The 23,056-nt window shown below is 66.8% G+C and carries 24 protein-coding genes; 17 read left to right on the plus strand and 7 right to left on the minus strand.

Annotated elements, in window-relative coordinates; genetic code table 11:
- The first annotated feature begins 1 nt into the window (after nt 1).
- Nucleotides 2-1,438: a cysteine--tRNA ligase gene (gene cysS / locus FHR96_RS08310; RefSeq protein WP_183387205.1), complete on the plus strand. Its 1,437-nt coding sequence runs from the start codon at nt 2-4 to the stop codon at nt 1,436-1,438.
- A gap of 146 nt (nt 1,439-1,584) precedes the next feature.
- Here cysS and FHR96_RS08315 read toward each other — a convergent pair whose 3' ends face one another.
- The 4 genes from FHR96_RS08315 to FHR96_RS08330 form a co-directional block, all read right to left on the minus strand.
- Complete coding sequence (locus FHR96_RS08315; protein WP_183387206.1) at nt 1,585-1,815, minus strand: hypothetical protein; 231 nt, start codon at nt 1,813-1,815, stop codon at nt 1,585-1,587.
- A 40-nt stretch (nt 1,816-1,855) separates the two neighbouring features.
- The gene (locus FHR96_RS08320) at nt 1,856-2,122 is read right to left on the minus strand and encodes a hypothetical protein (RefSeq protein WP_183387207.1); all 267 of its coding nucleotides are present in this window, start codon (nt 2,120-2,122) and stop codon (nt 1,856-1,858) included.
- A gap of 191 nt (nt 2,123-2,313) precedes the next feature.
- The gene (locus FHR96_RS08325) at nt 2,314-4,038 is read right to left on the minus strand and encodes an amidohydrolase (RefSeq protein ID WP_246392862.1); all 1,725 of its coding nucleotides are present in this window, start codon (nt 4,036-4,038) and stop codon (nt 2,314-2,316) included.
- Nucleotides 4,039-4,145: 107 nt separating this feature from the next.
- Nucleotides 4,146-5,072: a LysR substrate-binding domain-containing protein gene (locus FHR96_RS08330; protein ID WP_183387208.1), complete on the minus strand. Its 927-nt coding sequence runs from the start codon at nt 5,070-5,072 to the stop codon at nt 4,146-4,148.
- A 93-nt stretch (nt 5,073-5,165) separates the two neighbouring features.
- Between FHR96_RS08330 and FHR96_RS08335 the strand changes: the two genes are divergently transcribed.
- The 6 genes from FHR96_RS08335 to FHR96_RS08360 are packed head-to-tail and all read left to right on the plus strand — an operon-like array spanning nt 5,166 to nt 11,012.
- A complete protein-coding gene (locus FHR96_RS08335; RefSeq protein WP_183387209.1) occupies nt 5,166-6,779 on the plus strand; it encodes a zinc-binding metallopeptidase family protein in 1,614 nt (537 codons plus the stop codon).
- Between the two features lie 26 nt (nt 6,780-6,805).
- The gene (gene dctP, locus FHR96_RS08340) at nt 6,806-7,849 is read left to right on the plus strand and encodes a TRAP transporter substrate-binding protein DctP (RefSeq protein WP_183387210.1); all 1,044 of its coding nucleotides are present in this window, start codon (nt 6,806-6,808) and stop codon (nt 7,847-7,849) included.
- A 13-nt stretch (nt 7,850-7,862) separates the two neighbouring features.
- A complete protein-coding gene (locus FHR96_RS08345; protein WP_183387211.1) occupies nt 7,863-8,432 on the plus strand; it encodes a TRAP transporter small permease subunit in 570 nt (189 codons plus the stop codon).
- Nucleotides 8,419-9,741 (plus strand): TRAP transporter large permease, encoded by a 1,323-nt coding sequence (locus tag FHR96_RS08350; protein ID WP_183387212.1) that lies wholly within the window; start codon nt 8,419-8,421, stop codon nt 9,739-9,741. Before FHR96_RS08345 ends, FHR96_RS08350 begins: the two co-directional genes overlap by 14 nt.
- Nucleotides 9,742-9,757: 16 nt before the next feature.
- Nucleotides 9,758-10,066, plus strand: coding sequence for a cupin domain-containing protein (locus FHR96_RS08355; RefSeq protein WP_183387213.1), 309 nt, complete (start codon nt 9,758-9,760; stop codon nt 10,064-10,066).
- A 4-nt stretch (nt 10,067-10,070) separates the two neighbouring features.
- Entirely contained in the window at nt 10,071-11,012 is a 942-nt protein-coding gene (locus FHR96_RS08360) for a CobW family GTP-binding protein (protein WP_183387214.1), read from the plus strand.
- Between the two features lie 10 nt (nt 11,013-11,022).
- Here the strand turns inward: FHR96_RS08360 and FHR96_RS08365 are convergent, their stop codons facing one another.
- Both FHR96_RS08365 and FHR96_RS08370 read right to left on the minus strand, forming a co-directional pair.
- Complete coding sequence (locus tag FHR96_RS08365; protein WP_183387215.1) at nt 11,023-11,649, minus strand: TetR family transcriptional regulator C-terminal domain-containing protein; 627 nt, start codon at nt 11,647-11,649, stop codon at nt 11,023-11,025.
- Nucleotides 11,650-11,652: 3 nt separating this feature from the next.
- On the minus strand, nt 11,653-12,528 hold the full coding sequence (locus FHR96_RS08370) for a dimethylarginine dimethylaminohydrolase family protein (protein ID WP_183387216.1): 876 nt from the start codon (nt 12,526-12,528) through the stop codon (nt 11,653-11,655).
- A 98-nt stretch (nt 12,529-12,626) separates the two neighbouring features.
- Between FHR96_RS08370 and FHR96_RS08375 the strand changes: the two genes are divergently transcribed.
- Genes FHR96_RS08375 through FHR96_RS08390 form a run of 4 tightly spaced genes read left to right on the plus strand, consistent with a single transcriptional unit; the run spans nt 12,627 to nt 15,751 of the window.
- Nucleotides 12,627-13,436 (plus strand): ATP-binding cassette domain-containing protein, encoded by an 810-nt coding sequence (locus FHR96_RS08375; RefSeq protein ID WP_183387217.1) that lies wholly within the window; start codon nt 12,627-12,629, stop codon nt 13,434-13,436.
- Nucleotides 13,437-13,438: 2 nt separating this feature from the next.
- Nucleotides 13,439-14,212, plus strand: a complete 774-nt coding sequence (locus FHR96_RS08380) for a transporter substrate-binding domain-containing protein (protein ID WP_183387218.1) — start codon at nt 13,439-13,441, stop codon at nt 14,210-14,212.
- A gap of 44 nt (nt 14,213-14,256) precedes the next feature.
- Nucleotides 14,257-14,979 (plus strand): ABC transporter permease, encoded by a 723-nt coding sequence (locus FHR96_RS08385; protein ID WP_183387219.1) that lies wholly within the window; start codon nt 14,257-14,259, stop codon nt 14,977-14,979.
- Entirely contained in the window at nt 14,972-15,751 is a 780-nt protein-coding gene (locus tag FHR96_RS08390; protein ID WP_183387220.1) for an ABC transporter permease, read from the plus strand. Before FHR96_RS08385 ends, FHR96_RS08390 begins: the two co-directional genes overlap by 8 nt.
- Before the next feature lie 62 nt (nt 15,752-15,813).
- Here FHR96_RS08390 and FHR96_RS08395 read toward each other — a convergent pair whose 3' ends face one another.
- Nucleotides 15,814-16,776 carry a DUF1853 family protein gene (locus FHR96_RS08395; protein WP_183387221.1) on the minus strand — a complete coding sequence of 321 codons (963 nt, stop codon included), beginning with the start codon at nt 16,774-16,776 and terminating at the stop codon, nt 15,814-15,816.
- Nucleotides 16,777-16,871: 95 nt separating this feature from the next.
- On the opposite strand from FHR96_RS08395, the gene osmF reads away from it, so the two are divergent.
- The 6 genes from osmF (at nt 16,872) to FHR96_RS08425 (ending at nt 23,029) form a co-directional block, all read left to right on the plus strand.
- Nucleotides 16,872-17,795, plus strand: coding sequence for a glycine betaine ABC transporter substrate-binding protein OsmF (gene osmF / locus FHR96_RS08400; RefSeq protein WP_183387222.1), 924 nt, complete (start codon nt 16,872-16,874; stop codon nt 17,793-17,795).
- Complete coding sequence (locus FHR96_RS08405; protein ID WP_183387223.1) at nt 17,792-18,985, plus strand: ABC transporter permease; 1,194 nt, start codon at nt 17,792-17,794, stop codon at nt 18,983-18,985. The genes osmF and FHR96_RS08405 overlap by 4 nt, the downstream gene beginning before the upstream one ends.
- Complete coding sequence (locus FHR96_RS08410; RefSeq protein WP_183387224.1) at nt 18,982-19,926, plus strand: ABC transporter ATP-binding protein; 945 nt, start codon at nt 18,982-18,984, stop codon at nt 19,924-19,926. Before FHR96_RS08405 ends, FHR96_RS08410 begins: the two co-directional genes overlap by 4 nt.
- Nucleotides 19,919-20,677, plus strand: coding sequence for an ABC transporter permease (locus FHR96_RS08415; protein WP_183387225.1), 759 nt, complete (start codon nt 19,919-19,921; stop codon nt 20,675-20,677). Before FHR96_RS08410 ends, FHR96_RS08415 begins: the two co-directional genes overlap by 8 nt.
- Before the next feature lie 155 nt (nt 20,678-20,832).
- Nucleotides 20,833-22,050 (plus strand): thiamine pyrophosphate-dependent dehydrogenase E1 component subunit alpha, encoded by a 1,218-nt coding sequence (locus FHR96_RS08420; RefSeq protein WP_183387226.1) that lies wholly within the window; start codon nt 20,833-20,835, stop codon nt 22,048-22,050.
- A 1-nt stretch (nt 22,051) separates the two neighbouring features.
- Nucleotides 22,052-23,029 carry an alpha-ketoacid dehydrogenase subunit beta gene (locus tag FHR96_RS08425; RefSeq protein WP_183387227.1) on the plus strand — a complete coding sequence of 326 codons (978 nt, stop codon included), beginning with the start codon at nt 22,052-22,054 and terminating at the stop codon, nt 23,027-23,029.
- Nucleotides 23,030-23,056 lie beyond the last annotated feature (27 nt).

Here is a 23,056-nt window from a genome sequence, read left to right on the forward strand (position 1 = left end):
CATGCAGATCTACAACACCCTGACGCGTCGCAAGGAAACCTTCACCCCCATCGAGCCGGGCAAGGTCCGCATGTATGTCTGCGGGATGACCGTCTACGACTACTGCCACCTGGGCCATGCCCGGGTGATGGTGGCGTTCGACGTCATCACCCGCTACCTTCGCGCTCGTGGCTACGATGTCACCTATGTGCGCAACATCACCGACATCGACGACAAGATCCTCAAGCGTGCCGAGGAGAACGGCGAGACCATCGAGGCGCTGACCGATCGCATGATCGATGCCATGCATGAGGATGAAGGTCGCCTCGGCGTGCTGCGTCCCGATGCCGAGCCCCGCGCGACCCAGCATCTTGACGATATCGTGCGCATGATCGAGACGCTGATCGACAAGGGCTACGCCTATGCCGCGGACAACGGCGATGTCTATTACCGAGTGCGCAAGTTCGAAGGCTACGGCAAGCTCAACAACCGCGACCTGGACGAGATGCGCTCCGGCGCCCGGGTCGATGTCGACGAGCACAAGGAAGATCCGCTCGACTTCGTACTGTGGAAGGCCGCCAAGCCCGGCGAGGTCAACTGGCGCTCGCCGTGGGGAGACGGCCGTCCCGGCTGGCACATCGAGTGCTCGGCGATGTCCACCTGCTGTCTCGGCGAGACCTTCGACATTCACGGCGGCGGCCCCGACCTCACGTTCCCGCACCACGAGAACGAGATCGCCCAGAGCGAGGCCGCTACCGGCAAGCCCTACGTCAACACCTGGATGCACGCCGGGGCGGTGCGGGTGAACCAGGAGAAGATGTCCAAGTCGCTGGGCAACTTCTTCACCATCCGTGAGGTGCTCGAGCATCACGATGCCGAGGTGGTGCGCTACCTGCTGGTGTCGAGCCACTACCGCAGCCCGATCAACTACGCGCCGGAATCGCTTGCCGACGCCCGCAAGTCGCTGGAGCGCTTCTACAATGCTCTTGACGGGCTGGCTCTTGACGGGCTGGCTCTTGACGGGCTGGCTCTCGACGACGTCGAGGGACAGCAGGGCGGGGTCGACGATCGCTTCGACGCCCGTTTCACCGCGGCCATGGACGACGACTTCAACACCGCCGAGGCGGTGTCGGTGCTGTTCGACCTGGCCCGTGAACTCAATCGCGCCAAGAAGGAAGCGTCGGCTGAAGCGCTGGCGCTGGGGGCGGAACTCAAGCGCCTGGGCGGCGTGCTCGGCCTGCTCCAGCAGGCGCCCGAGGCTTTCCTCAAGGGGGCCAGCGGCGAGCTGCCGATGACCGAGGACGAGATCGAGGCGAAGATCGCCGAGCGCGCCGAGGCCAAGAAGGCGCGGGACTTCGCCACCGCCGATGGCATCCGCGACGAGCTGGCCGAACTCGGTATCGTGCTCAAGGACAGCCGTGAGGGCACCGGCTGGGTGTTCGAGGCGCCGCGTGGCTGAGCCCGTTCCGGGCTAGGCCGTGGAACTGTCCATCGAAACGGCCTCGCGGTCCCGATGGTGCCCCTTTGGCCGATCAACAAGACGCCCGGCGCATGCCGGGCGTCTTGTTCCTGGCCGTCGTCACCGAGCTCGAAAGCCCCACTTGTCTAACGATCGCCGTTGCGTCCCGTTTGCGGTGCGGTGCCTTCTACGACCGCCATGGCTTCGTCCAGGCTTCCGGCCACCGCATTCCATGGCAGCGGCGAGCCGGCGAGATGGCAGTGATAGAGCGCATCGTCATCGATGTCGACACGATGGATGTGGTTGCCCTGGTCGTCTTGCCACCAGTCGGCGTGCACATGCTGCCAGCCAGTGATGAGTTGAATGCCGATGGTCATGGCATCATCCCTCCATTGTCCTCCCGAGCCGGCTTGGGGCTCAGGGGGCTCTCCAGATCTGCAGGTGGGGTTCCGTCAGTCCGTGCCAGCGTGAGTAGAAGTCGAGCCGGCGTCTGGCATTGGCCAGATCCACGGGGCCCAGCTCTTCGTGCGGCGCATGGGAGAGGCAACCGACTTCCACTTTGTCATGGGCACCAGAGTGCGTTCGAAAGCGCTGCCCGATGCGCTCGGCCCGGCGTACCTGGCGCGATGCATGGTAGGGGCGTCGCTCAATGGGGGTATGGGTCAACAGCAGTACCTGGTTCATGGCATCCCTCCGAACGGCATGTCGGCCACACGAAACGACTCACTGTCGCTGGTGATCCAGGCGAGTGGATTGGCTGCCCGACTCGGCCCTTACCCTGAGCATAGTAGAAGAACGCTGTTTTAAAACAGCGTTCTTTAACTTTGTTCAAATTCTCGTCGGCAACGGGATCCCTGGTTGGTGTGTCTCGATGCCTAGGGCTCGGGTGGCCGGCCTTCCCAGATGGCAGGGAGGCCGGCGTCGGCGAGCTCGCCATCGCGGTCGTACATCGGTTGCCCCTGGAGAAAGCTCATCTCGACCTCGGTGCGGTGCAGATTGCCGCGGACCTCACGCGAAAAGGGGTCGTGGTCGAGCACGATCAGGTCGGCTGACTTGCCGACCTCGAGCGAGCCGGTTTCGTCTTCCAGTCCCATGGCGTAGGCCCCGTTGAGGGTCGCTACGCGCAGTGCTTCCTCCAGGCCGATAGGCGTGCCGAAGCGCTCCTCTCCGGTTTCCCAGGGGTTCTGCCGCGTGACCAGGGTCTCCAGGGCCAGCCAGGGGTCGATGGAGGCCACCGGGAAATCGGTGCCGAACACCGCCACGCCCTCGGCGTCCAGTACGCCACGCAGATCATAGGCTCGCGACAGCCTTTCGGCCCCGTAGCCGGCGCGAGCCCCGGAGGTGAAACGCGAGGGATACCAGGCGGCCGGCGAAAACTCGGCGATCACGTCCAGCTCGGCGAAGCGGGCGAGATTACCCTCGTGGAGGATGGTGCTGTGGGCGCACTGGTGGCGCACGCCGGGCCCGTTGGCCTGCCGGGTGGCGGCCACGGCATCCAGGAACAGGTCGGAGGCGCCGTCGCCGGTGCAGTGTGCGATCACCCTGATGCCGCGGCGGTCCATGTCGATCAGCATGTCGCGCAGATGCTCGGGGGTCAGGTTGATCTTGCCGCGCCATTCGTCGTTGCTGTCCCATGGGGTGAGGAGGAAGGAGGAGCGAGGCTCCACGGTGCCGTCGAAATGGAACTTCACGGCGTTGGCGTTGAGGCGGCTGCTGGCATAGTAGTGGCGTTCGCCGCTGAGCAGCTCCCAGCGCCGCTTGACCGGGAAGATGTCGTCCTGCCAGCTGATCGCGGCTTCCACGCGAAGGCTCAAGCGTCCGGCATCGTCGAGCTCCTTGAGGGCGGCCAGGCGCTGTTCGCAGACGTGCACGTACTTGGTGGCGGTGACGCCGCGGCTGGTCTGGAAATGCATGCCCTCCTCGTAGGCGCGACGCAGCACGGCGACCGGCGTTGGCGGCATGGCGGCGTGGATCATGGCGTAGGCACCGTCGATCATCAGCCCGGTGGGTTCGCCGGTCAGCGGATCGCGCTCCATGTAGCCGTTTCGCGGGTCGGGGGTATGCCGATCGATACCGGCCATGGCCAGTGCCTTGCTGTTGACCATCATGGTGCCCCACATGCGGTCGAGGATCGCCACCGGACGGTCGGGCATGATGTCGTCGAGCCAGGCGCGGCCGGGAGTCAGTCCGGCCTGGCGGAAGGTATAGCGCACGAAGTAGGCGCCGTGGATCCAGCCGTCGCCGGGGTGGCGGGCGGCGTAGTCGAGGATGGCCTGTTCGACCTGTTCCGGGGTGGGATCCTCGATGCCGATCTTGAGCGAGTCGTCGTACTTGGCCGCCAGGCCGAGATCCGGATGGGTGTGCATGTCATGCAGGCCTGGCATCACGAAGCGGCCGTTCAGCGACATGACCCGGGTCGCGGGACCGATCCACTCGGCCACGCTGTCGGCATCCCCCACGGCGCATAGCCGCCCACCCGCCATGGCCAGTGCGTCGGCCCATGGACGTGCCGGATCGAGCGTGTAGAGGGTGCCGTCCAGCAGGACGATGTCGGCATGCGACGGGCGTGGGGCATGGCTGGAACGCCAGGGGTCGAGCATCGGTATCACCTCCATTGTTGTGCCGAATTCACCATAAGCCAGGTAAACCGGCAGGGAGGTGGTATTTTCTTGCGCCTATGGTGAACGATCTTGGCGCATCGGTGGCCTCAGCCGGCGGCGGTCGCCGAGGTGCCGAGCAGCCGCTCCAGCAGTTTCTTCAGCCAGTCGCTGAAGGCCTGGACGTTGGGATCGTCCAGGCGACTGTGGGGCGTGACCAGATAGTAGGAGCGGTCGCTCGGAATGCGCTCGCCGAACGGGCGAACGAGCTGGCCGTGACGCAGGCTGTCGCCACATACCACATCGTCGCCGATCGCCACGCCTTGGCCGGACAGCGCCGCCTGCAGCACCAGCAGGATATTCGAGAAGTACAGTCCCGCATCCACCTTGACGGGGTGCTTGCCTCCGCAGCCCGCCATCCACAGTTGCCAGTCGTGTGCATCGTGCAGGTGCAGCAGGGTGGCGCGGTCCAGGTCGCGAGTCTGGGTGATGTTGAGTTCGTTCAGCAGGGTCGGACTGCACACCGGCTGGTACATCGGCTGAGCCAGCATCTCGACGTGATGATCGGTATAGGCGCCGTCGCCGAACACCACGAACTGATCGAAGTTGGGCTGATGAATGGTCTCGTTCTCGCGATTGGTGCTGAGGTGCAGGCGGATGGTGGGATAGCTGCGATAGAAGTCGTTGATGTGGCGGCTGACGACGCTGGCGGCGAAGCCCGGCGGCATGCACACGTGGAGATGGCCGTTGTACTCCTGGTCCGGCAGGTTGGCGTGGATGCGCTCTAGGTGCTGCAGCACGTCGCGGACTTCCCCGGCATAGAGCTGGCCGGCGGGGGTCAGGGTGACTCCGCGTCCACGGCGCTCGTAGAGGCGCAGGTTCAGCTGGGTCTCCAGCAACCGCAGCTGGTGGCTGATGGCACTGCGGGTCAGGCTGAGGTAGTCCGCCGCATCGGTAAGGCTGCCCAGGCGAGCCAGGGCCTCGAAGGCGCGCAGCGCCTGCAGTGAGGGAAGGTGACGGGCTTTTTGTTGAGTCATTTTTGACAATCGGATGATTATTTCTGACTTTTGATGAGTTGAGTTTGATTTATAGTGGGCTGCAAAGCAATAACACTCCTCCGAGGAGCCCACATGACCACGCAGACCCAGCGCGATGCCCTCAATCGAGGTGTCGAGGGGATGATGCCCCGCCTTTCCGAGTGGAACCAGACCATCTGGCACTATGCCGAGACCGCCTGGCGGGAATATCGCTCGGTGCGTTTCTATGTCGACCTGCTGCGCGAGCACGGCTTCGAGGTCGAGGAGGGATCCGGCGGCATGCCGACCGCCTTCTGTGCGACCTGGTCCAACGGTGAGGGGCCTACGCTTGGCGGCTACGCCGAGTATGACGCCGTACCGGGCAACTGCCAGGCGGCCGACGTGGTCCAGCGTCCCCGCGATGGCCTGAGTCCCTGGGCCGGTGGCCACACCGATCCCCACGCGGCACTGGGCATCGGTTCGCTGGGCGGCTTCCTGGCCATGCAGGCGCTGATGAAGGAGCAGGGCATTCCCGGCACCCTGAAGTTCTTCGGCGAGCCGGCCGAGAAGGTTCGCGGCTCCAAGCCGATCCACGCGGCCCGGGGCTACTACGATGACCTGGATGCGGCGATCAGCTTCCATCCCTTCTATATGCTGCCGCTGTGCAACACGACGCGCTGGGACACCCATTGCGGTGCCGCCTACGGCGTCATCTATACCTTCACCTGCGATAGCCCCGAGACCTGGTTGACCGGCGACCACAGCTCGCCCATCGCGGCGTCGCACGCCAGCGCCCGTGCGCCGGGGGCCAACGATGCGGTCACCCAGATGTACGTCAATGCCAAGGCGTTGCGCGAGCACGTGCTGGCCAGCGGCCTGAACTGGTCGATGAACGAAGCGATTCTCAACGCCGGCCAGGCCACCGCCGACAACCTGCCGGCCCAGATGGCCCAGATCCAGTATTTCATTCGCGTGGCCACGGTGGAGCAGGCGGAGCACGTGGTGCGCGGGCTCGATCATATCGCCGAATGCGTCGCCCGGCTGTCGCACTGCCGGGTGGAGCGGCACTGGGTCGCCAAGTCGCGCCCGGGGCTTGCGAACCATGCGCTGGCCGAGCTGACCTATCGCAACCTGGAGCGGGTCGGCCCGCCGCGTCTCGGCGAGGAAGCCGTCGAGCTGGCGCGCCAGATACAGGCCAACCTGGGCATGACGCCCATGGAGCGCCCGTTCCTCGCCGACATCGAGGCGCTGCGTCCGCCGCGTGAGGCCGAGCGGGAGTTGCGCCGCATCCTGGCGCCGACGCAGACCCATTTCACCTCCGACGACTACACCGAGTACAGCTGGCATGCGCCGACGGTGCGCCTCTACATCGGCCGCCCGGCGCTGGCGCCGAGGGACGACGGCGCCGGCTATCCGGCCTGGGTGATGAATGCCCTGGGCGGCCTGGCCCCTTGCATCGATCCGATGATCGAGACCGCGGCCAAGACGGTGGGGCTGACGCTGCTCGACCTCCTGCAGGAACCGGGAGCCCTGGCGGCCGCCCGGGAGGAGTTCGAGGCACGTACCGGTGGCGGCATCGGGGGCGACGAATGGCTGGCCCCACTGTGCGACTACGACCCGCCGATCGATTTTCGCTGGCCCGAGTATGTCAGTACGCCTCGCGGCGAGCACGACTGGGTGATTCCGGCACCCACCGAACGTTCCCGAGACACGCCGCGGAACGCATGACGCATCCCTCCTCAGGAGACATCGCAATGCACAACAACAACGTCGAACGTCATCATCTCAAGCCCCTCAAGGTCGCCCTGGCGAGCCTCGCGCTGGCCGGCAGCGCCCTGGCATTCCCCGTCACCGTACTGGCCCAGGACGGCGAGGTCGTACAGATTCGCATGCAGCGCTACACCGGCACCGAGGAGGACGCGATCTTCCAGCGCTACAAGGACATGCTGGCCGAGGCCAGCGACGGCCGGATCCAGCTGTCGATCTTCCGCGGTGGCGAGCTGGTGCCCAACGACCAGATGTTCACCACGCTGCGCAGCGGCACCCTGCAGGCCATCTATGGCTACGGCGGGTACTGGGGCGGCCAGATGGATACCGGGGTGCTGGAATCCGGCATTCCCATGGCCTGGACCAGTCTCGAGGAGGCCAAGGAGCTGTGGAACGAGCGGGGCCTCGGCGAGCTGCTGGCCGAGAACTATGCGCGGCAGGGCATCCACTACACCGTGCCGGTCTTCGGCGGCAAGTTCGACCTGCTGACCAAGGAGCCGGTGGAGAGCCTGGCGGACATGAGCGAGCTCAAGATCCGCGCCACGCCTTCGGTCGCCGCGGTGCTCGAGCACTTCGACATCCCGACCGTCTACATTCCGCCCCAGGAGTTCTACATCGCGCTGAGCACCAACACCATCGATGGCCTGATCTATGGGGGGCCCTACGACTATTCGGTGCTCAAGCTGGACGAGGTGGCGACGCACTATACCGAGATGAACATGCTCTATCCGGGCTTCGTCGACAACGTGCTGGTCAACCAGCGTTTCTGGGACCAGATGCCGGAAGATCTCCAGCAGATCTTCACCGAAGTGACCGCCGAGTGGGCCGACTATCGACACCAGAAGTTCGTCGATTGGAACGAGGAGGCGGCCCATCGCTTCGATATCACCCGTCTGCCCGAGGACGACATCCTGGCGATGACCGAGGCGGCGCAGGATGTCTGGGATACCGAGGCCGAGAAGTCACCGGTGGCCGCCGAGGCCATCGAGATGATCCGCCAGATGGCCCGCGACAAGGGTCGCCTCGACTGAACGGGAGCTCGCGATGCAATGGCTTCATGCCTGGATTCGCTGGCAGGACCGCCTGAGCGAGTGGCTCGGGCGGCTCGTCGCCTGGCTCGGCCTGGCGCTGGTCGGCATGCTGGTCTTCGAGGTGGTGTCGCGCCAGCTGCTGAGTTCGCCGACCAGCTGGGCGCACGAGGCGTCGACGCTGACCTATGGCGTCTACGCCATCCTGGCCGGCGCCTATACCGAGAAGTGGCACGGCCACGTGCGGATCGACATCTTTTCCCAGCGCCTGTCGCCTCGCCATCAGGCGCTGCTGTCGCTGGTCATCAACCTGCTGGTGCTGATGCTGCTGGCGCTGCTGCTGCGCAGTGCCTACGAGTTCGCCATGCAGTCGGTGGCCATCCAGGAGCGTTCCTTCCGCAGCACCTGGGCGCCGATCATCTGGCCGTTCAAGGTCATGATTCCGGTGGCCGTGCTGCTGATCATGCTGCAGATGCTGACCAACGCCGCCCGCCACCTGTGCACCCTGCTGGGACACCCCGTCGCTTCCGACGACGCGGGCCGTCACGCCACCGAGACCCGGGAGGATGCCGATGGGAAGCATTGATCCGATCCTGCTGACGCTGCTGATGTTCGGGGCGATGCTGACCCTGATGTTCTTCGGCGTTCCGCTGGCCTGGACCCTGATGGGCGTCGGCGTGGGGTTCGGCTACTGGATCTGGGGGCCGGACAGCCTGGGCATCATGATGCCGTCGGTCTTCGGCCTGATGAACGAGTTCATCCTGGTCGCGCTGCCGCTGTTCATCCTGATGGGCATGATCCTGGAGCGTTCCGGCATCGCCGACGATCTGTTCGAGATGATCTACAAGATCATGGGCAGTGTGCGCGGCGGACTCGGCATGGGTACCGTGGTGATCTGCGCGCTGATCGCGGCCATGGTCGGCATCACCGGTGCGGCGACGGTGAGCCTTGGGCTGATTGCGCTGCCGGCGATGCTCAAGCGCGGCTACAGCAAGCAGCTGTCGGCGGGGGCCATCATGGCCGGCGGTGCCCTGGGGTTCCTGATTCCGCCGTCGCTGGTGATGATCCTCTACGCCTTCCTGACCCGGGAATCGGTGGGCAAGCTGTTTGCCGCCGGCGTCATGCCAGGCCTGATGCTGGCCGGCATCTACATCCTCTACATCGGCATTCGCTGCTATCGATCGCCGCACCTGGGGCCGCCCATCGAGGCCTCCGAGCGCATCGGCGGGCTCGACAAGCTCAAGGCACTGAACGCCATGGTGCTGCCCGGATCGCTCATCGCCGTGGTGCTCGGCACCATGGCAACGGGGATGGCATCGCCCACCGAGGCGTCCGCCCTGGGGGCCAGCGGTGCCATGCTGTGCGCACTGGTGCACGGCAAGCTCAACCTGACCATGCTCAGCAGCGCTCTCTACAGCACGGCCCGGATCATGGGCATGCTGATGTGGATCATGATCGGGGCGGTGATCTTCTCCAAGATCTACATCGCGCTGGGGGCCGGGCAGGCGATCGTCGGCCAGGTGATGGCGGCCGAGCTGAGTCCCTATCTGGTGCTGACGGTGATCCTGCTCAGCTACCTGATCCTGGGCATGTTCCTCGACGACTCGGCGATCCTGTTCATCACGGTCCCGCTCTACGTGCCGATCATCAAGGCGCTGGGCTTCGACCCGATCTGGTTCGCGACGCTGTTCGTGCTGGCCATGCAGAGCGCCTACCTGACGCCGCCGTTCGGCTACAACCTCTTCTACATGCGCTCCGTCGCGCCGCCCGAGGTCACCACCGGGGACCTCTACCGCTCGGTACTGCCGTTCCTCGCCATGCAGATCCTGGGCATCGTGCTGCTGGTGATGTTCCCGCAGATCGCGCTGTGGCTGCCCGAGCTCATCTTCGACTAGCAAGCAGGAGATCTTCATGACCCATTCCGCGATACCCGCCGTCGCGACGCGACAGATCGAGGATGATGGCGTGATCGTCACCCGCTGGGACTTTGCTCCCGGTGCGCAGACCGGCTGGCATCGACACGCCCTGGACTATGTCGTGGTGCCCTTGGTGGATGGCGTGATGAGGCTGGAGACCGACGCGGGCAGCGGGCAGGAGCGAGTGTCCGCCGGGGTCTCCTATCGTCGGCCGGCCGGCGTCGAGCACAACGTGATCAACGCGGGGGAGGACGCGTTCGCCTTCGTCGAGATCGAGCTCAAGGGAACCCATGAAGGGAGCTGACGAGATGACGGCAAGCACGTTGGGCGTGACCGTGGTGGCCGGCTTTCTCGGCGCCGGCAAGACGACCCTGGTGAATCACCTGCTGGCCCATGCCGGGGGGCGACGCCTGGGGGTCATGGTCAACGACTTCGGGGCGCTCAACATCGATGAAGCGCTGATCGACGAGCGCCGCGACGACCTGATCACGCTGAGCAACGGCTGCGTATGCTGCAGCCTGCAGGGTGAACTGTCCTCGGCGATCGAGTCGTTGCTGGCGCAGCGCGCCGGACGACTCGATCACCTGCTGATCGAGTGCAGCGGGGTGTCGGATCCGGCGCGGGTGGTGAACGTGCTGGGCTACCCGCGGATCCGTGCCCGGGCGCGCCTCGAGGGCGTCATTACCCTGGTCGATGCCGCCCTCGACCGCGAGGCGCTCGCGCCCGCCCTTCGCCACCTGGTGGCGTCCCAGGTCGAGCATGCCGACCTGGTACTGATCAACAAGGTCGACCTGGTGGACGAGGCGAGGGTGACGGCACTGGAGGACGCCTTGCTGCTGCCCGACAGCCGCCATCTGCGCACCACCCAGGCGGCCTTGCCGCCGGACGCGGTGTTCCTGCCGCGTCTGTCGACGCAGCCGGCCAAGCGCCCCCGCGATGGCAGTGACGGCGCGGCGACCAGCCTGGAAGCGCTGGGGCTCAGGAGTCTCAGCTGGGAATGCGAGGGGGCGGTGGCCACGCAGCCGCTGCGTGAGCTGCTCGACGGCATGCCCCGGGAAATCCTGCGCTTCAAGGGCGTGGTGCGGCTGGATGATGGAAGGCGACTGGTCCTCCAGCGGGCCGCCGGGCGCCTGACCAGCCAGGAACTGGATGCCTCGGGGCAGGGCGGCAGTCGCCTGGTGTTCATCGGCGAACAGGCGCCTGCGCCCTGGGCGTGGCTCGCGCATCGCCTCGAATGCCTGGCGTCGTGACGCGCGTCGGCTAGGCGAGCGGAGGGCGAGAGACGGCAATACCCAGCAGTCGCGAGGCGGCGTCGAGTCCGATCGCCTGGAGTTCGCGAATGTCGAGACTCTCGGCGGACAGCGCGCCTTCGATCCACAGCCCATCGATCAGCCCGTTGACGGCGACAGAGAGCCGGCGCAGTTCGGTCTCGCCCGGCGCCAGGCCGTGCTCCGCCAGGGCCCCATGGATGAGCTCCTGGAAGGCCTGGGTGGTGCGGGCGTACCAGTGCCGGCGAATGTCGGCCATGGCCGCGTCGTGATGGGCCAGCGGCAGGAAGTTGGCCCACAGCAGCAGGCTGTCCGGGGTGACGATGGGCGGCGATAGATTGGCCAGCAGGTAGCGCTCCAGCCGTTCGCATGCCGTGGTGTCGTGGCCAGCGATGGTGCCGTGGGCCGCCTCGAAGAGGCGCTCCAGGAAGCGCCGGTAGGCGGCCTGGAGAATCCCGTCCTTGCTCTTGAAGTAGAAGCGTATCAAGCCATTGGTGACGCCGGCGTAGTCGGCGATGTTGCGTACCGTGGCCGCAGAGATGCCTTCCCGGGCGATGCAGGTGAGGGTGGCATCGATCAGGGCACTTTCGCGGTCGTTGCTGGCACGCCGGGTCGTCATGGCTCAGGTCTCGCGCAGTATCGGGTTGGTCAGGCAGGTGGGGCCGCCCTCGCAGGCCATGCACAGGGCGTCGCCGGCGAAGGTGCGAACCCGGATGCCGTGCTGCTCCATGACCGCCTTGGTGCCCGGGAAGCCGTCGATCATCAGGCAATCGCCGGGCGAGAGCGGCATCACGTTCAGGTTCAGGCCCAGGGAGTCATGGAACTCGGCCTCGGGGGCTGCCACCAGGGTGATACCACGGGCCTTCATCAGGGTCCACAGGGCGGCCGGAATCAGCTTGGGGTGCACCAGGTACAGCGCGTCGGTCAGCGGCGAGATGACCGACATCAGGTGCAGGCAGGCCGCCTCGCCGTCCCACACTGGCAGGTCGAACCCCAGCACCTCGATGCCGTGCGGGTTGAGCAGCGCATTCAACTGACGCACGCCTTCGCGATTGGAGCGAAAGCCCATGCCCACCACCAGGGTGCTGTCGTCGAGCCAGAGGGTGTCGCCACCCTCGATGCAGGCGTCACCGGTCAGTCGCCCGAGCACCGGAATGCCCGCCGCCTCGTAGCGGCGCCCGTGCAGCTCGGGCTCCGCGACGCGCAGCGGCTTGCCCATCTTGAGCAAGACGGCGCCGGCCCGCGTGATCAGCGAGGCATCGCGGGTGAACATGGCGTCGGAGAGGCCGTCATCGTCGTCCTCGAGCCACACGATCTCGGCGCCCGACGCCGCGACCAGTTCGACGAAGGCGTCGTACTGGGCAATCGCCTTGTCGGCGTCGAAGTGCTCGTTGTAGTGCCATTCGGCGGGGTCGGCGCGCTTCAGGCTCGCCCCGGGACGACGCATCAGTACGCGGGTCATGGGGGCGGCCATCGACTGGCATCCGTAGCGGGACATGGGCTGGCTCCGTGGTGGGTGAGGATCGTTGACTCGCATCTTATACAGATGCATAGTTTATGCAACCGCATAACAACAGGCGTGATCCGGAGCCTCCCGTGAGCGATGCATCGACTACCAGCGTTTCCCGCGACGCCGCCGTCATCGAGGTCGAAAACCTGCACAAGGCCTTCGGCAGCGCTCGGGTCCTCAAGGGCATCGACCTTTCCGCCGGCCGGGGCGACGTGGTGGCGCTGATCGGCAGTAGCGGCTCGGGGAAATCCACGCTGCTGCGCTGTCTCAACCTGCTCGAAACGCCGTCGTCCGGTGCGCTGCGCCTGCTGGGCGAACCCATCCCCTTTCGTGGCGAGGGCGCTCAACGCGTCCCCGCCGATCGTCGGCAGCTGCGTCGTCTGAGGGCGCGCCTGGGCATGGTCTTCCAGGGATTCAACCTGTGGCCGCACATGACGCTGGAGGCCAACGTCATGGAGGGGCCGATCCAGGTGCTCAAGCGTTCGCGTGCCGAGGCGCGCGACGAGGCCCGGGCCCTGCTGGAGCGCGTCGGTCTCCATCACTTGCGAGAGGCGTATCCGACGACGCTATCCGGCGGCCAGCAGCAGCGCGGCGCCATCGCCCGTGCGCTGGCGATGGGGCCCGAGGCGCTGCTGTTCGACGAGCCCACCTCGGCGCTGGACCCCGAACTCGTGGGCGAGGTGCTGGCGGTGATGCGCGACCTCGCGAAGGAGGGGCGCACCATGATCATCGTGACGCATGAAATGGCGTTCGCCGCCGACGTGGCGAGCCGGGTCGTCTTCCTCGATCAGGGGGAGATCGCCGAACAGGGGCCGCCCGAACGGGTGTTCGGCGCCCCCAGCGCCCAGCGGCTGCAGCGCTTCCTGGGCTCGGTCAGTCCATCTCGAGGAGAATGACAATGAAACGCGTACTGACGGCTACCTTGACGACCCTATGCCTGGCCTCCGTGGCACAGGCCGATGTCACCCGAGTCGGTTTTGCCACCGAACCCTATCCGCCCTTTGCCACGCCGGACGCCGGCGGCGAGCTGCACGGTTGGGAAGTGGACATCACCCGGGCGATCTGCGAGGCCGCCGGCCTGGAGTGCGAGCTCGTCACCACCTCCTGGGACGGCCTGATTCCCGCCTTGACCGGTGACAAGATCGACGTCATCGCCGCATCGCTGAGCATCACCGACAAGCGTCGCGAGACCATCGCCTTCTCGGACAAGTACTACCAGACGCCCGCCGCCCTGGCCGTGGCCAAGGGCACCGAAATGGAGGCCACGCGGGAGGGGCTTGCCGGCAAGTCGCTCGGAGTGCAGTCCGCCTCCATCCACCAGGCCTACGCCCAGGCGCACTATCCCGAGGCGACCCTGCGCCAGTACCAGACCCAGGACGAAGCCAACCAGGACCTGTTTGCCGGCCGCCTGGATGCCACCCTGGCGGATCGCCTGATCATCGAGCAGTTCCTGGAAAGCCGGGAAGGGCAGCTGTGCTGCGAGATGAAGGGCGCTGTCATCCAGGATCCCGAGACCCTGGGGGAGGGAATCGGCTTCGGCATTCGCCAGGGCGACGATGCCTTGCGCGAGCGGCTCAACGCGGCGATCGCCGAGGTGCGTGCCGATGGCACCTACGACGAGATCACCGCGCGCTATTTCGATTTCGATATCTACGGTGAGCCGGACACCTGAGAGGAGCGGGCGATGAAGGAGCTGGCAGGGCGTGGTCCGGCGCCATGAACTATCGCGACATGAGCATGGGCGAATTGCTCGCGCTGGCGCCGCCCGGATGGGGCGGCGCCTTGCTCGACGGGCTCTGGCTATCGCTGCAGGTCGCCGGCGGCGGCTATCTGCTGGGGCTGGTGATCGGCATGGCCGGGGCGGCCGGCAAGCTCTCGGGTGGCCCGGTCATCCGTGACCTGCTGGCGTGCTATACCACCGGCATACGCGCGGTGCCGGAGCTGGTGCTGATCCTGCTGCTCTACTTCGCCGTGCCCGAGGCGCTCAACCGGGTGTCGGCCATGATCGGCCTCGGCGAGGTGAGTATCGGCCCCTTCGCCTCTGGCATCGCGGTGATTGCCCTGGTCCAGGGCGCCTACGCCACCGAGGTGATGCGCGGCGCGATCCGCGCCATTCCCCGCGGCCAGATCGAGGCGGCCCATTCGCTGGGCATGTCACCCGCCAAGACCTTTCGCCGCATTACCCTGCCGGCCATGCTGCCGGGAGCGCTGCCCGGGCTCTCCAACCTGTGGCTGATCGCCACCAAGGACACCGCGCTGCTGGCCGTGGTCGGCTTCACCGAACTGACGCTGGCCGCGCGTCAGGCGGCCGGCGCCACCAAGCATCACCTGTTGTTCCTGTGTGCGGCGGGCGTGCTCTACCTGCTCGTTTCGCTGGTCTCGAATCTGTTCTTCAAGGCGCTGGAGCGTCGCGCGACCAGGGGGATGCCACATGGCTGAACGACGCCTGCCGCCGCATCGTCTGTTGCTGATCGCCGTCGCCGTGCTGGCCATCACGCTGATAGCGCTGCACATGCGCTGGGGTTGGCTGGTCGATTATCGCGATGCGATTCTCGATGGGCTCTGGCTGACCCTGGTGCTGCTGGTGACGACGAGCGCGGCGGGCTTGCTGCTGGCGATTCCGCTCGGGCTGGTGCAGGTGACCGGGCCGCGCCCCCTGGCGTGGCTGGCGCAGGGCTTCTGTACCCTGATTCGCGGCACCCCGCTGCTGCTGCAGATCTGGCTGCTGTACTACGGGCTCGGCTCCCTGTTCCCCTACCTGCCGGGGATGCGCCAGAGCTGGCTGTGGCCGTATCTCATCGAGTCCTGGCCCTATGCCTTTGCGGCCCTGACGCTGTCGTTCGCCGGCTACGAGGGCGAGGTGATGCGCGGGGGATTCGCCGGCGTGCCGAAGGGCGAGCTGGAAGCGGCCAGGGCCCTGGGCATGCATCCGCTGACGATCCTGCGGCGCATCTGGCTGCCTCGGGCCGTTCAGCGCGTGTTGCCGACCCTCAACGGCGAACTGATCATCCAGCTCAAGGCCACCCCGCTGGTCGCCACCATTGCCGCCGTGGATACCTATGCCGTGTTCGGGCGCATTCGCCAGGAAACCTACATGGTCTATGAGCCGCTGCTGCTGATGGCCCTGATCTACCTGGTGCTGGCCGGCCTGATCACGCTGGCCTGCGCGGCCCTCGAACGCGGCTGGTCGGACGACAGCGGTAGTCGTTAGCGGCGGTCGATAGCCCTCGAGGTTCCTGCCAACGCTGAGCGCCCGGCCGAGTGCCGGGCATTTCATGTCTCGGCGGGCGGCAGAGGCATCTGTCTTGGCCAGTGGTCATCGACCAAGAACACCCGCTGCCAGGCGGCTGCCGTGTCCTTCGAGTGTCTCAACGCCAGCTGGACCGGTGCGCCGCCGCTGGCGAAGTGCGCTCGCAGCCGGTGTTCGAGCACCTCCAGCGGGGGCAGACGCTGAGGATGAGGGAGGGCCAGCCAATGGGGCTTGCATAGCCAGACGCCGCTGGCGGTGCGTGGATACGTCGCGCGCAGCTGCGGCCAGTCTCGCCAGTGCAGCCAGCGGCCTCGGTGGTGATCGGTATTGGCGGCGCGAGGCGAGGGCAGTGGCGCGTGCCAGGGATAGAACAGCACGCCAGGCATGGCCAGGCGCTGCCGGAGGTGGGGAACCGGAGCGCCCAAGCGCTCGGCCAGTGCTTCGCGGGCCGCCTGGGTGTGAGCCAGCGGCAGCTGATGCGTCTCGAGATGACGGCGCTTGATGGCCAGGCTGTCCAGGCCGCCTGGACCGATCCAGCGCGCCTGGTCGCTTTCGTCGCCCGGCCCTTCGGGAAGCCCCAGGTAGTACTTGATGGCGACTTCGAAATGCACCGGCGTGGGATCGGCTGCCACGGCGTAGAGCATGTCGAGCTCACCCAGGGTGCGCCGATCCCGCAGGATGGCCAGGTTGTGGGTCAGCAGGCGGGTGCCCGGCGCGGTGTCGAGCAGGAACTGCCACAGGCGTTCGTGATAATGCCCCATCCTGCCTTGCAGGGTGCCGCCGAGGTAACGTTCCAGTCGTTCGGGGGCAGCCTCCAGCCGCCCCAGGTAGTCGGCCAGGGCCTCATTGTCAGCCAGGCCAAGCTCCGCGGGGGCAGGGCGACCGGGCCGCTCCAGCGTGAGCAGGTCGGGGGCCTGCAGCAACCAGGCCAGATCCCGTACCAGGGGATGGCGCCAGGCGAGGTGATCGTCGTGGAATGGCGGCATACGTTCGGGTTCCGGGCGTTGAGATGCCGTTCTGACAGCCAAGCTGTACGGGCCTTATAATCAGCATACATTCAACAAGGAAGCGGGTGGTAACCATGAAGCCAGCATTGACGCGGCTCGCCGCCGTGGCGGCCGGCACCTTGATGTCCCTGGCCACGGCCCAGGCCCAGGATTCGGGAGCGCCGGTGGTGGTCGCTTCCAAGATCGATACCGAGGGCTCGGTGCTGGGCCAGCTGATTCTCCAGCGCCTGGAAGCCGGCGGCATCGAGGTGGAGAACCGCCTGCAGCTGGGTGGTACCAGCATCGTGCGCGGCGCCTTGACCGCCGGTGAGATCGATCTGTATCCCGAATACACCGGCAACGGTGCCTTCTTCTTCGACATGGCCGACAGCCCGGTATGGAAGGACGCCGAGCAGGCCTACGACACCGTCAAGCAGAAGGATCTCGAGAACAACGATCTGGTGTGGTTGACGCCCGCCGAGGCCAACAATACCTGGGCGATCAGCGTGCGCGGCGAGCTGGCCCGTGAGCATGGCCTGACCAGTCTCGAGGACCTGGCGGGCTACCTGAACGAGGGCGGCGACTTCAAGCTGGCGGCGAGTGCCGAATTCGTCGAGTCGCCCCAGGCGCTGCCGGCCTTCCAGCAGGCCTATGGCTTCGAGCTCTCCGACGACGAGCTGCTGGTGCTGTCCGGCGGCAACACTGCGGCGACCATGCGTGCTGCCGCCCAGCAGACCAGCGGCGTCAATGCCGCCATGACCTATGGCACCGACGGAGGACTCAAGGCGCTGGACCTGGTGGTGATGGACGACACTCTGGGCGTACAGCCCGTCTACCAGCCCGCGCCGGTAGTGCGTGCCAGCGTCCTCGAGGCCCATCCCGAAATCGAGACGCTGTTGGCGCCGGTCTTCGAGGCCCTGGACCGCGATACCCTGCAGCGCCTCAACGGCGACGTGGCCGTCAACGGCCTTGACCCGGCCAAGGTGGCCAGCGACTTCCTCGATACCCTGGACGAATGAGCGTTGGGGGGATCAAGGCCATCGTGAGCAGGGACGCGTCTCGCCCCAATGTGGTACTGGTGAGCCTGCTGCTGGCGACGCTTGCCGGCTGGCTGGGGCTCGATGCGGTCAGCGTGGCACCCAATCGCATCGTGCCGGGGCAGGGACATGCCGCCTGGGACGTCGCCGGCCTGCCGGGGCTTGCGATCAGTCTGCTGCCGATGCTGGCCGTACTGTGGCTGGCCTGGCGACCGTCGCGCGAGCGGCTGCGCCTGGCGCTGGCGCTGGTGGTGGTCATGCTGGCGGCCCTGCCGGCCTGGCTGGCCCTGGCGGCGGCCAGGCTGGTCGACGCCGACCTTCCCCAGGCGCGCATGGGCGTCGGCGCCGGCGCCTGGGTCGCGCTGTTCCTGCTGCTGCTGGCGATGATCGAGCTGCGCACGCGCCTGTCGCTGTCGCGCCCGCTGGGGTGGTCGCTGCTGCTGGCACCGCTGGTGAGCCTGGTCGCCTGGCTGACGTTCGGGCTCGAGCCGCTGGCGCTGCGCCAGGAGTTCCAGGGTCGCAGCGCGGGTTTCATCGCCGCCATCGGCGAGCACCTGCTGCTGGTCGGCGCCGCGGTGGGCATCAGCCTGGTGCTCGGCGTGTGCCTGGCGCTGACCATGCGACGCTGGGAGCGGGTTCGCACCCTGGGATTCGCGGTGCTCAACTTCCTGCAGACCATTCCCAGCCTGGCGCTGTTCGGGCTGCTGCTGGCCCCGCTGGCCTGGCTGTCGGCCCATGTCGGCTGGCTGGCGGCGTTGGGGGTCAGCGGCATCGGTTGGGCGCCGGCGCTGCTGGCGCTGGTCGGCTACAGCCTGCTGCCCATGGTGCGCAATACCTACGTGGCCCTCGATGAAGTGGACCCCGGTGTCATCGACGCCGCCCGTGGCATGGGCATGAGCCGGGCCCAGGTGTTTCGCCAGGTGCGGTTGCCGCTGGCGCTGCCGGTGATTCTGGAGGGGGTCCGCATTACCACGGTGCAGGCGATCGGGCTCACCGCCGTGGCCGCGCTGATCGGTGCCGGCGGTCTCGGCACCTTCATCTTTCAAGGCCTTGGGCAGGCCGCCATGGACCTGGTGCTGCTCGGGGCCCTGCCGATCCTGGTCATGGCGCTCGTCGCCGATGCCCTGCTGGGCGCCCTGACCGACCTGCTGCGCCCGGGAGGGGCGACATGATCGAACTCATCCACGTGACCAAGCGCTTCGGCGAGACGACCGCGGTGGACGACATCTCGCTGCGCGTGGAGCGCGGTGAACTGTGCGTGCTGGTGGGGACCTCTGGATGCGGCAAGTCGACGACCCTGCGCATGATCAATCGGTTGATCGAGCACAGCGACGGGGAGATCCATATCGATGGCCAGCAGATCCGTGAATTTCGCGAGGAGTCGCTGCGCCGGCGCATGGGCTATGCCATCCAGAGCACCGGCCTGTTTCCGCACTGGACCGTGGAGCGCAATATCGGGCTGGTGCCCCGGCTCCTCAAGTGGCCCCAGGCGAGGATTCGCGAGCGGGTAGAGGAGTTGATGGCGATGCTTGGCCTGCCCATGGGCGAGTTTGCCGGCAAGTATCCACGCCAGCTCTCCGGCGGCCAGGCCCAGCGGGTCGGGGTGGCACGCGCGCTGGCCGCCGATCCCGATATCCTGCTCATGGACGAGCCCTTCGGGGCGCTCGATCCGATCACCCGCGAGACCCTGCAGGAAGAGCTGCGCGATCTCCAGTCCCGGTTGCAGAAGACCATCGTCTTCGTCACCCATGACATGGACGAGGCGCTGCGCCTGGCAGACCGATTGGTGGTCATGGATCAGGGTCGCATCAAGCAGCAGGGGCACCCGCTCGAGCTGCTGCGCGAGCCCGCCGACGATTTCGTCGAGTCGCTGCTCGGCGGCGAGGATCGCGGCCTCAAGGAAGCGGCGTTGCTATCGGTCAGCGAGCGCATGCTGCCGCTCAGCCCGCGACTGCTGCCCCGAGAGCGCGTCTCCCAGCATGCCTCGCTGCGCGAGGCGCTATCGATCATGCTGTGGCGCCATGCCGAGCGCCTGGCGGTGGTCGACGACGAGGACATGCCGGTCGGCGAGCTGTCGCTGCGCAAGCTGGTGGGGGCCAAGGCCCATGACTGAGGCGGCAAGTGATGTCGCGGTGCGTGGTGCGCGACGCTGGCTCACGCCGCTGCTGTGGGGCGGCCTGTTGCTGGGCGCCTGCCTGGGCATGCAACATCTCGAGGGCCTGTTTCGCCTGGTCGAGACCGACAGTCGCAGCGTCATCTACGCGCGCGCCGATTTCCTGACCCTGCTCGGCCGTCACCTGCTGGTGGTCGGGGTGGCGGCGCTTGCCGCGGTGGTCATTGGCGTCGGGGCGGCAGTGGCGGTGACGCGACGCGCCGGGCGCGACTTCCTGCCGCTGGTCGCCCAGCTGGCCTCCATCGGCCAGACCTTCCCGCCGGTGGCGGTGCTGGCGCTGGCGGTGCCGGTGCTGGGCTTCGGCACCTTGCCGATCATCGTCGCACTGCTGCTCTACGGCCTGCTGCCGATCGTGCGCAACACCCTGGCGGGGCTCCAGGGCATCGATCCCGGGGTGCGCGAGGCGGCTCGTGGCATGGGCATGACCAGTGGCCAGCTGCTGCGCCAGGTGGAGCTGCCGCTGGCCGCGCCGGTGATCCTGGCCGGCATCCGCACCTCGGTCACCATCAACATCGCCACCGCGGCGATCGGCGCCACCGTGGGGGCCAGCAACCTGGGCGATCCCATCATCTCGGGCATCGTCAACGGCAATACCGCCTACGTGCTCCAGGGGGCGCTGCTGATCGGTCTGCTGGCGCTCACCGTCGATAGCGTCTTTGCCCGTCTGCAGCCGGCGGCGTCGACCGGCTAGCGCAGGCGATGAAGAGACGGCATGCGGCCCATCGGGGACTATCCAAGAATCGCAGTTTACGTTAACGTCAAAGGTGTGCGTTGATCGGCGTCGGGGCAATCCCCTGGCGATCCGAAAGAATAGAGACAACACTGCCCCCAAAAGGGGTAAGGATCATGACGATGACCACAACGCGAGACATCCACGCGCCGGAATTCCTGGCCGGGGACGAGTTCAGCATTCCCACCTACCGCGTCCTCAGCCAGGAGGGCACTCTCCACGAGGGGGCCGAAGCGCCGACGCTGGATCGCGACCAGGCCCGCGCCATCTACCGGGCGATGATCGCCACGCGGGTGCTCGACGAGCGGATGATGGCCGCCCAGCGCCAGGGGCGGCTGTCGTTCTACATGCAGTGCACCGGCGAGGAGGCCGCCGTGATCGGCGCCACCGCGGCGCTGGACGATGCCGACATGATCATGGCCCAGTACCGCGAGCAGGGGGCCCTGGTCTACCGTGGCTTCAGCTTCGACGAGTTCATGAACCAGCTGTTCGGCAACGAGCTGGACTACGGCAAGGGCCGACAGATGCCGATCCACTACGGATCGCGCAAGCTGCACTACATGACCATCTCCTCGCCGCTGGCCACCCAGATTCCCCAGGCCGCCGGCTACGCCTATGGCCAGAAGCTGGCCGGCGAGGGCCTGTGTACCCTGGTGTTCTTCGGCGAGGGGGCCGCCTCGGAGGGAGACTTCCACGCCGCCCTGAACATGGCCGCGGTGCATGAGGTGCCGGTAATCTTCTTCTGCCGCAACAACGGCTATGCCATCTCCACGCCGGCCATCGAGCAGTTCGCCGCCGACGGCGTGGCGCCGAGGGCCTTCGGCTATCGCATGCACGTGATCCGCGTCGACGGCAACGACATCCTGGCGGTGCATCGCGCCACCCAGGAGGCGCGACGCATCGCCGTCGAGCACAACAAGCCGGTGCTGATCGAGGCCATGACCTACCGCCTGGCCGCCCATTCCTCCTCGGACGATCCCTCCGGCTATCGCTCGCGCAAGGAGGAGGAGGCCTGGCGGGAGAAGGATCCGATCCTGCGCATGCAGCGCTGGATGAACGCCCAGGGCTGGTGGGACGACGACGAGGAGAAGACGCTCCAGGAGCAACTGCGGCGCGAGGTGCTGGACACCATGAAGCGTGCCGAGAAGCGGCCGCCGCCCGCCCTGGATACCCTGGTCAGCGACGTCTACGCCGAGGTCACCCCGGCCCTGCAGCAGCAGCTCGATGCCCTCAAGGCGCATATTCGCCGCCACCCCGATGCCTATCCCAGGGGCGCGCGCTTCCTGGACCCCGAGGTGAGCCGACCCGACGCCAACGACGAGGGAGAGTCCTGAGATGCCGACCATGAACATGCTGCAGGCGATCAACAACGCCCTGGACATCGCCATGGCCGAGGACGAGAAGGTGCTGTGCTTCGGCGAGGACGTGGGCGGCTTCGGCGGCGTCTTTCGCGCCACCAGCCATCTCCAGGAGCGCTACGGCAAGGCGCGCTGCTTCAACACCCCGCTGGTGGAGCAGGGCATCATCGGCTTCGCCAACGGCCTGGCCGCCCAGGGCTCGGTGCCGGTGGCGGAGATCCAGTTCGCCGACTACATCTTTCCGGCCTTCGACCAGATCGTCAACGAGACCGCCAAGTTCCGCTATCGCTCCGGCGACCTGTTCAACGTCGGCGGGCTGACCATTCGCGCGCCCTACGGCGGCGGCATTTCCGGCGGCCACTATCACTCCCAGTCGCCGGAGGCCTACTTCGCCCATACGCCAGGGCTCAAGATCGTGGTGCCGCGTAACCCCTACGAAGCCAAGGGGCTGCTGCTGGCGGCGATCCGTGATCCGGACCCGGTACTGTTCTTCGAGCCCAAGCGGCTCTATCGGGCGTCCACCGGCGAGGTGCCCGAGGAGGACTACCAGCTGCCGCTGGGCGAGGCCGAGGTCACCAAGGAGGGCGGCGACGTCACCCTGGTGGGCTGGGGCGCCCAGATGGAGGTCATCGACAAGGCGGTGGAGCTGGCCGAGAAGGAGGGCATCTCCTGCGAGGTCATCGACCTGCGCTCGATCCTGCCCTGGGACGCCGACACCGTGGCCGAGTCCGTGCTCAAGACCGGCCGGCTGGTGGTGACCCACGAGGCGCCGCTGACCGGCGGATTCGCCGGCGAGATCGCCGCCACCATCCAGGAGCGCTGCTTCCTGTACCTGGAATCGCCGATCATGCGCGTGACTGGCCTGGATACGCCCTTCCCGCTGACCCTGGAGAAGGAGTATCTGCCGGACCACCTCAAGGTCTTCGAGGCCATTCGCGAAAGCGTGAACTACTGACGACCGATATCAGGACGGGAGAGAGAT

It is taken from the genome of Halomonas organivorans (genome assembly GCF_014192055.1).
GTDB lineage: Bacteria > Pseudomonadota > Gammaproteobacteria > Pseudomonadales > Halomonadaceae > Halomonas > Halomonas organivorans.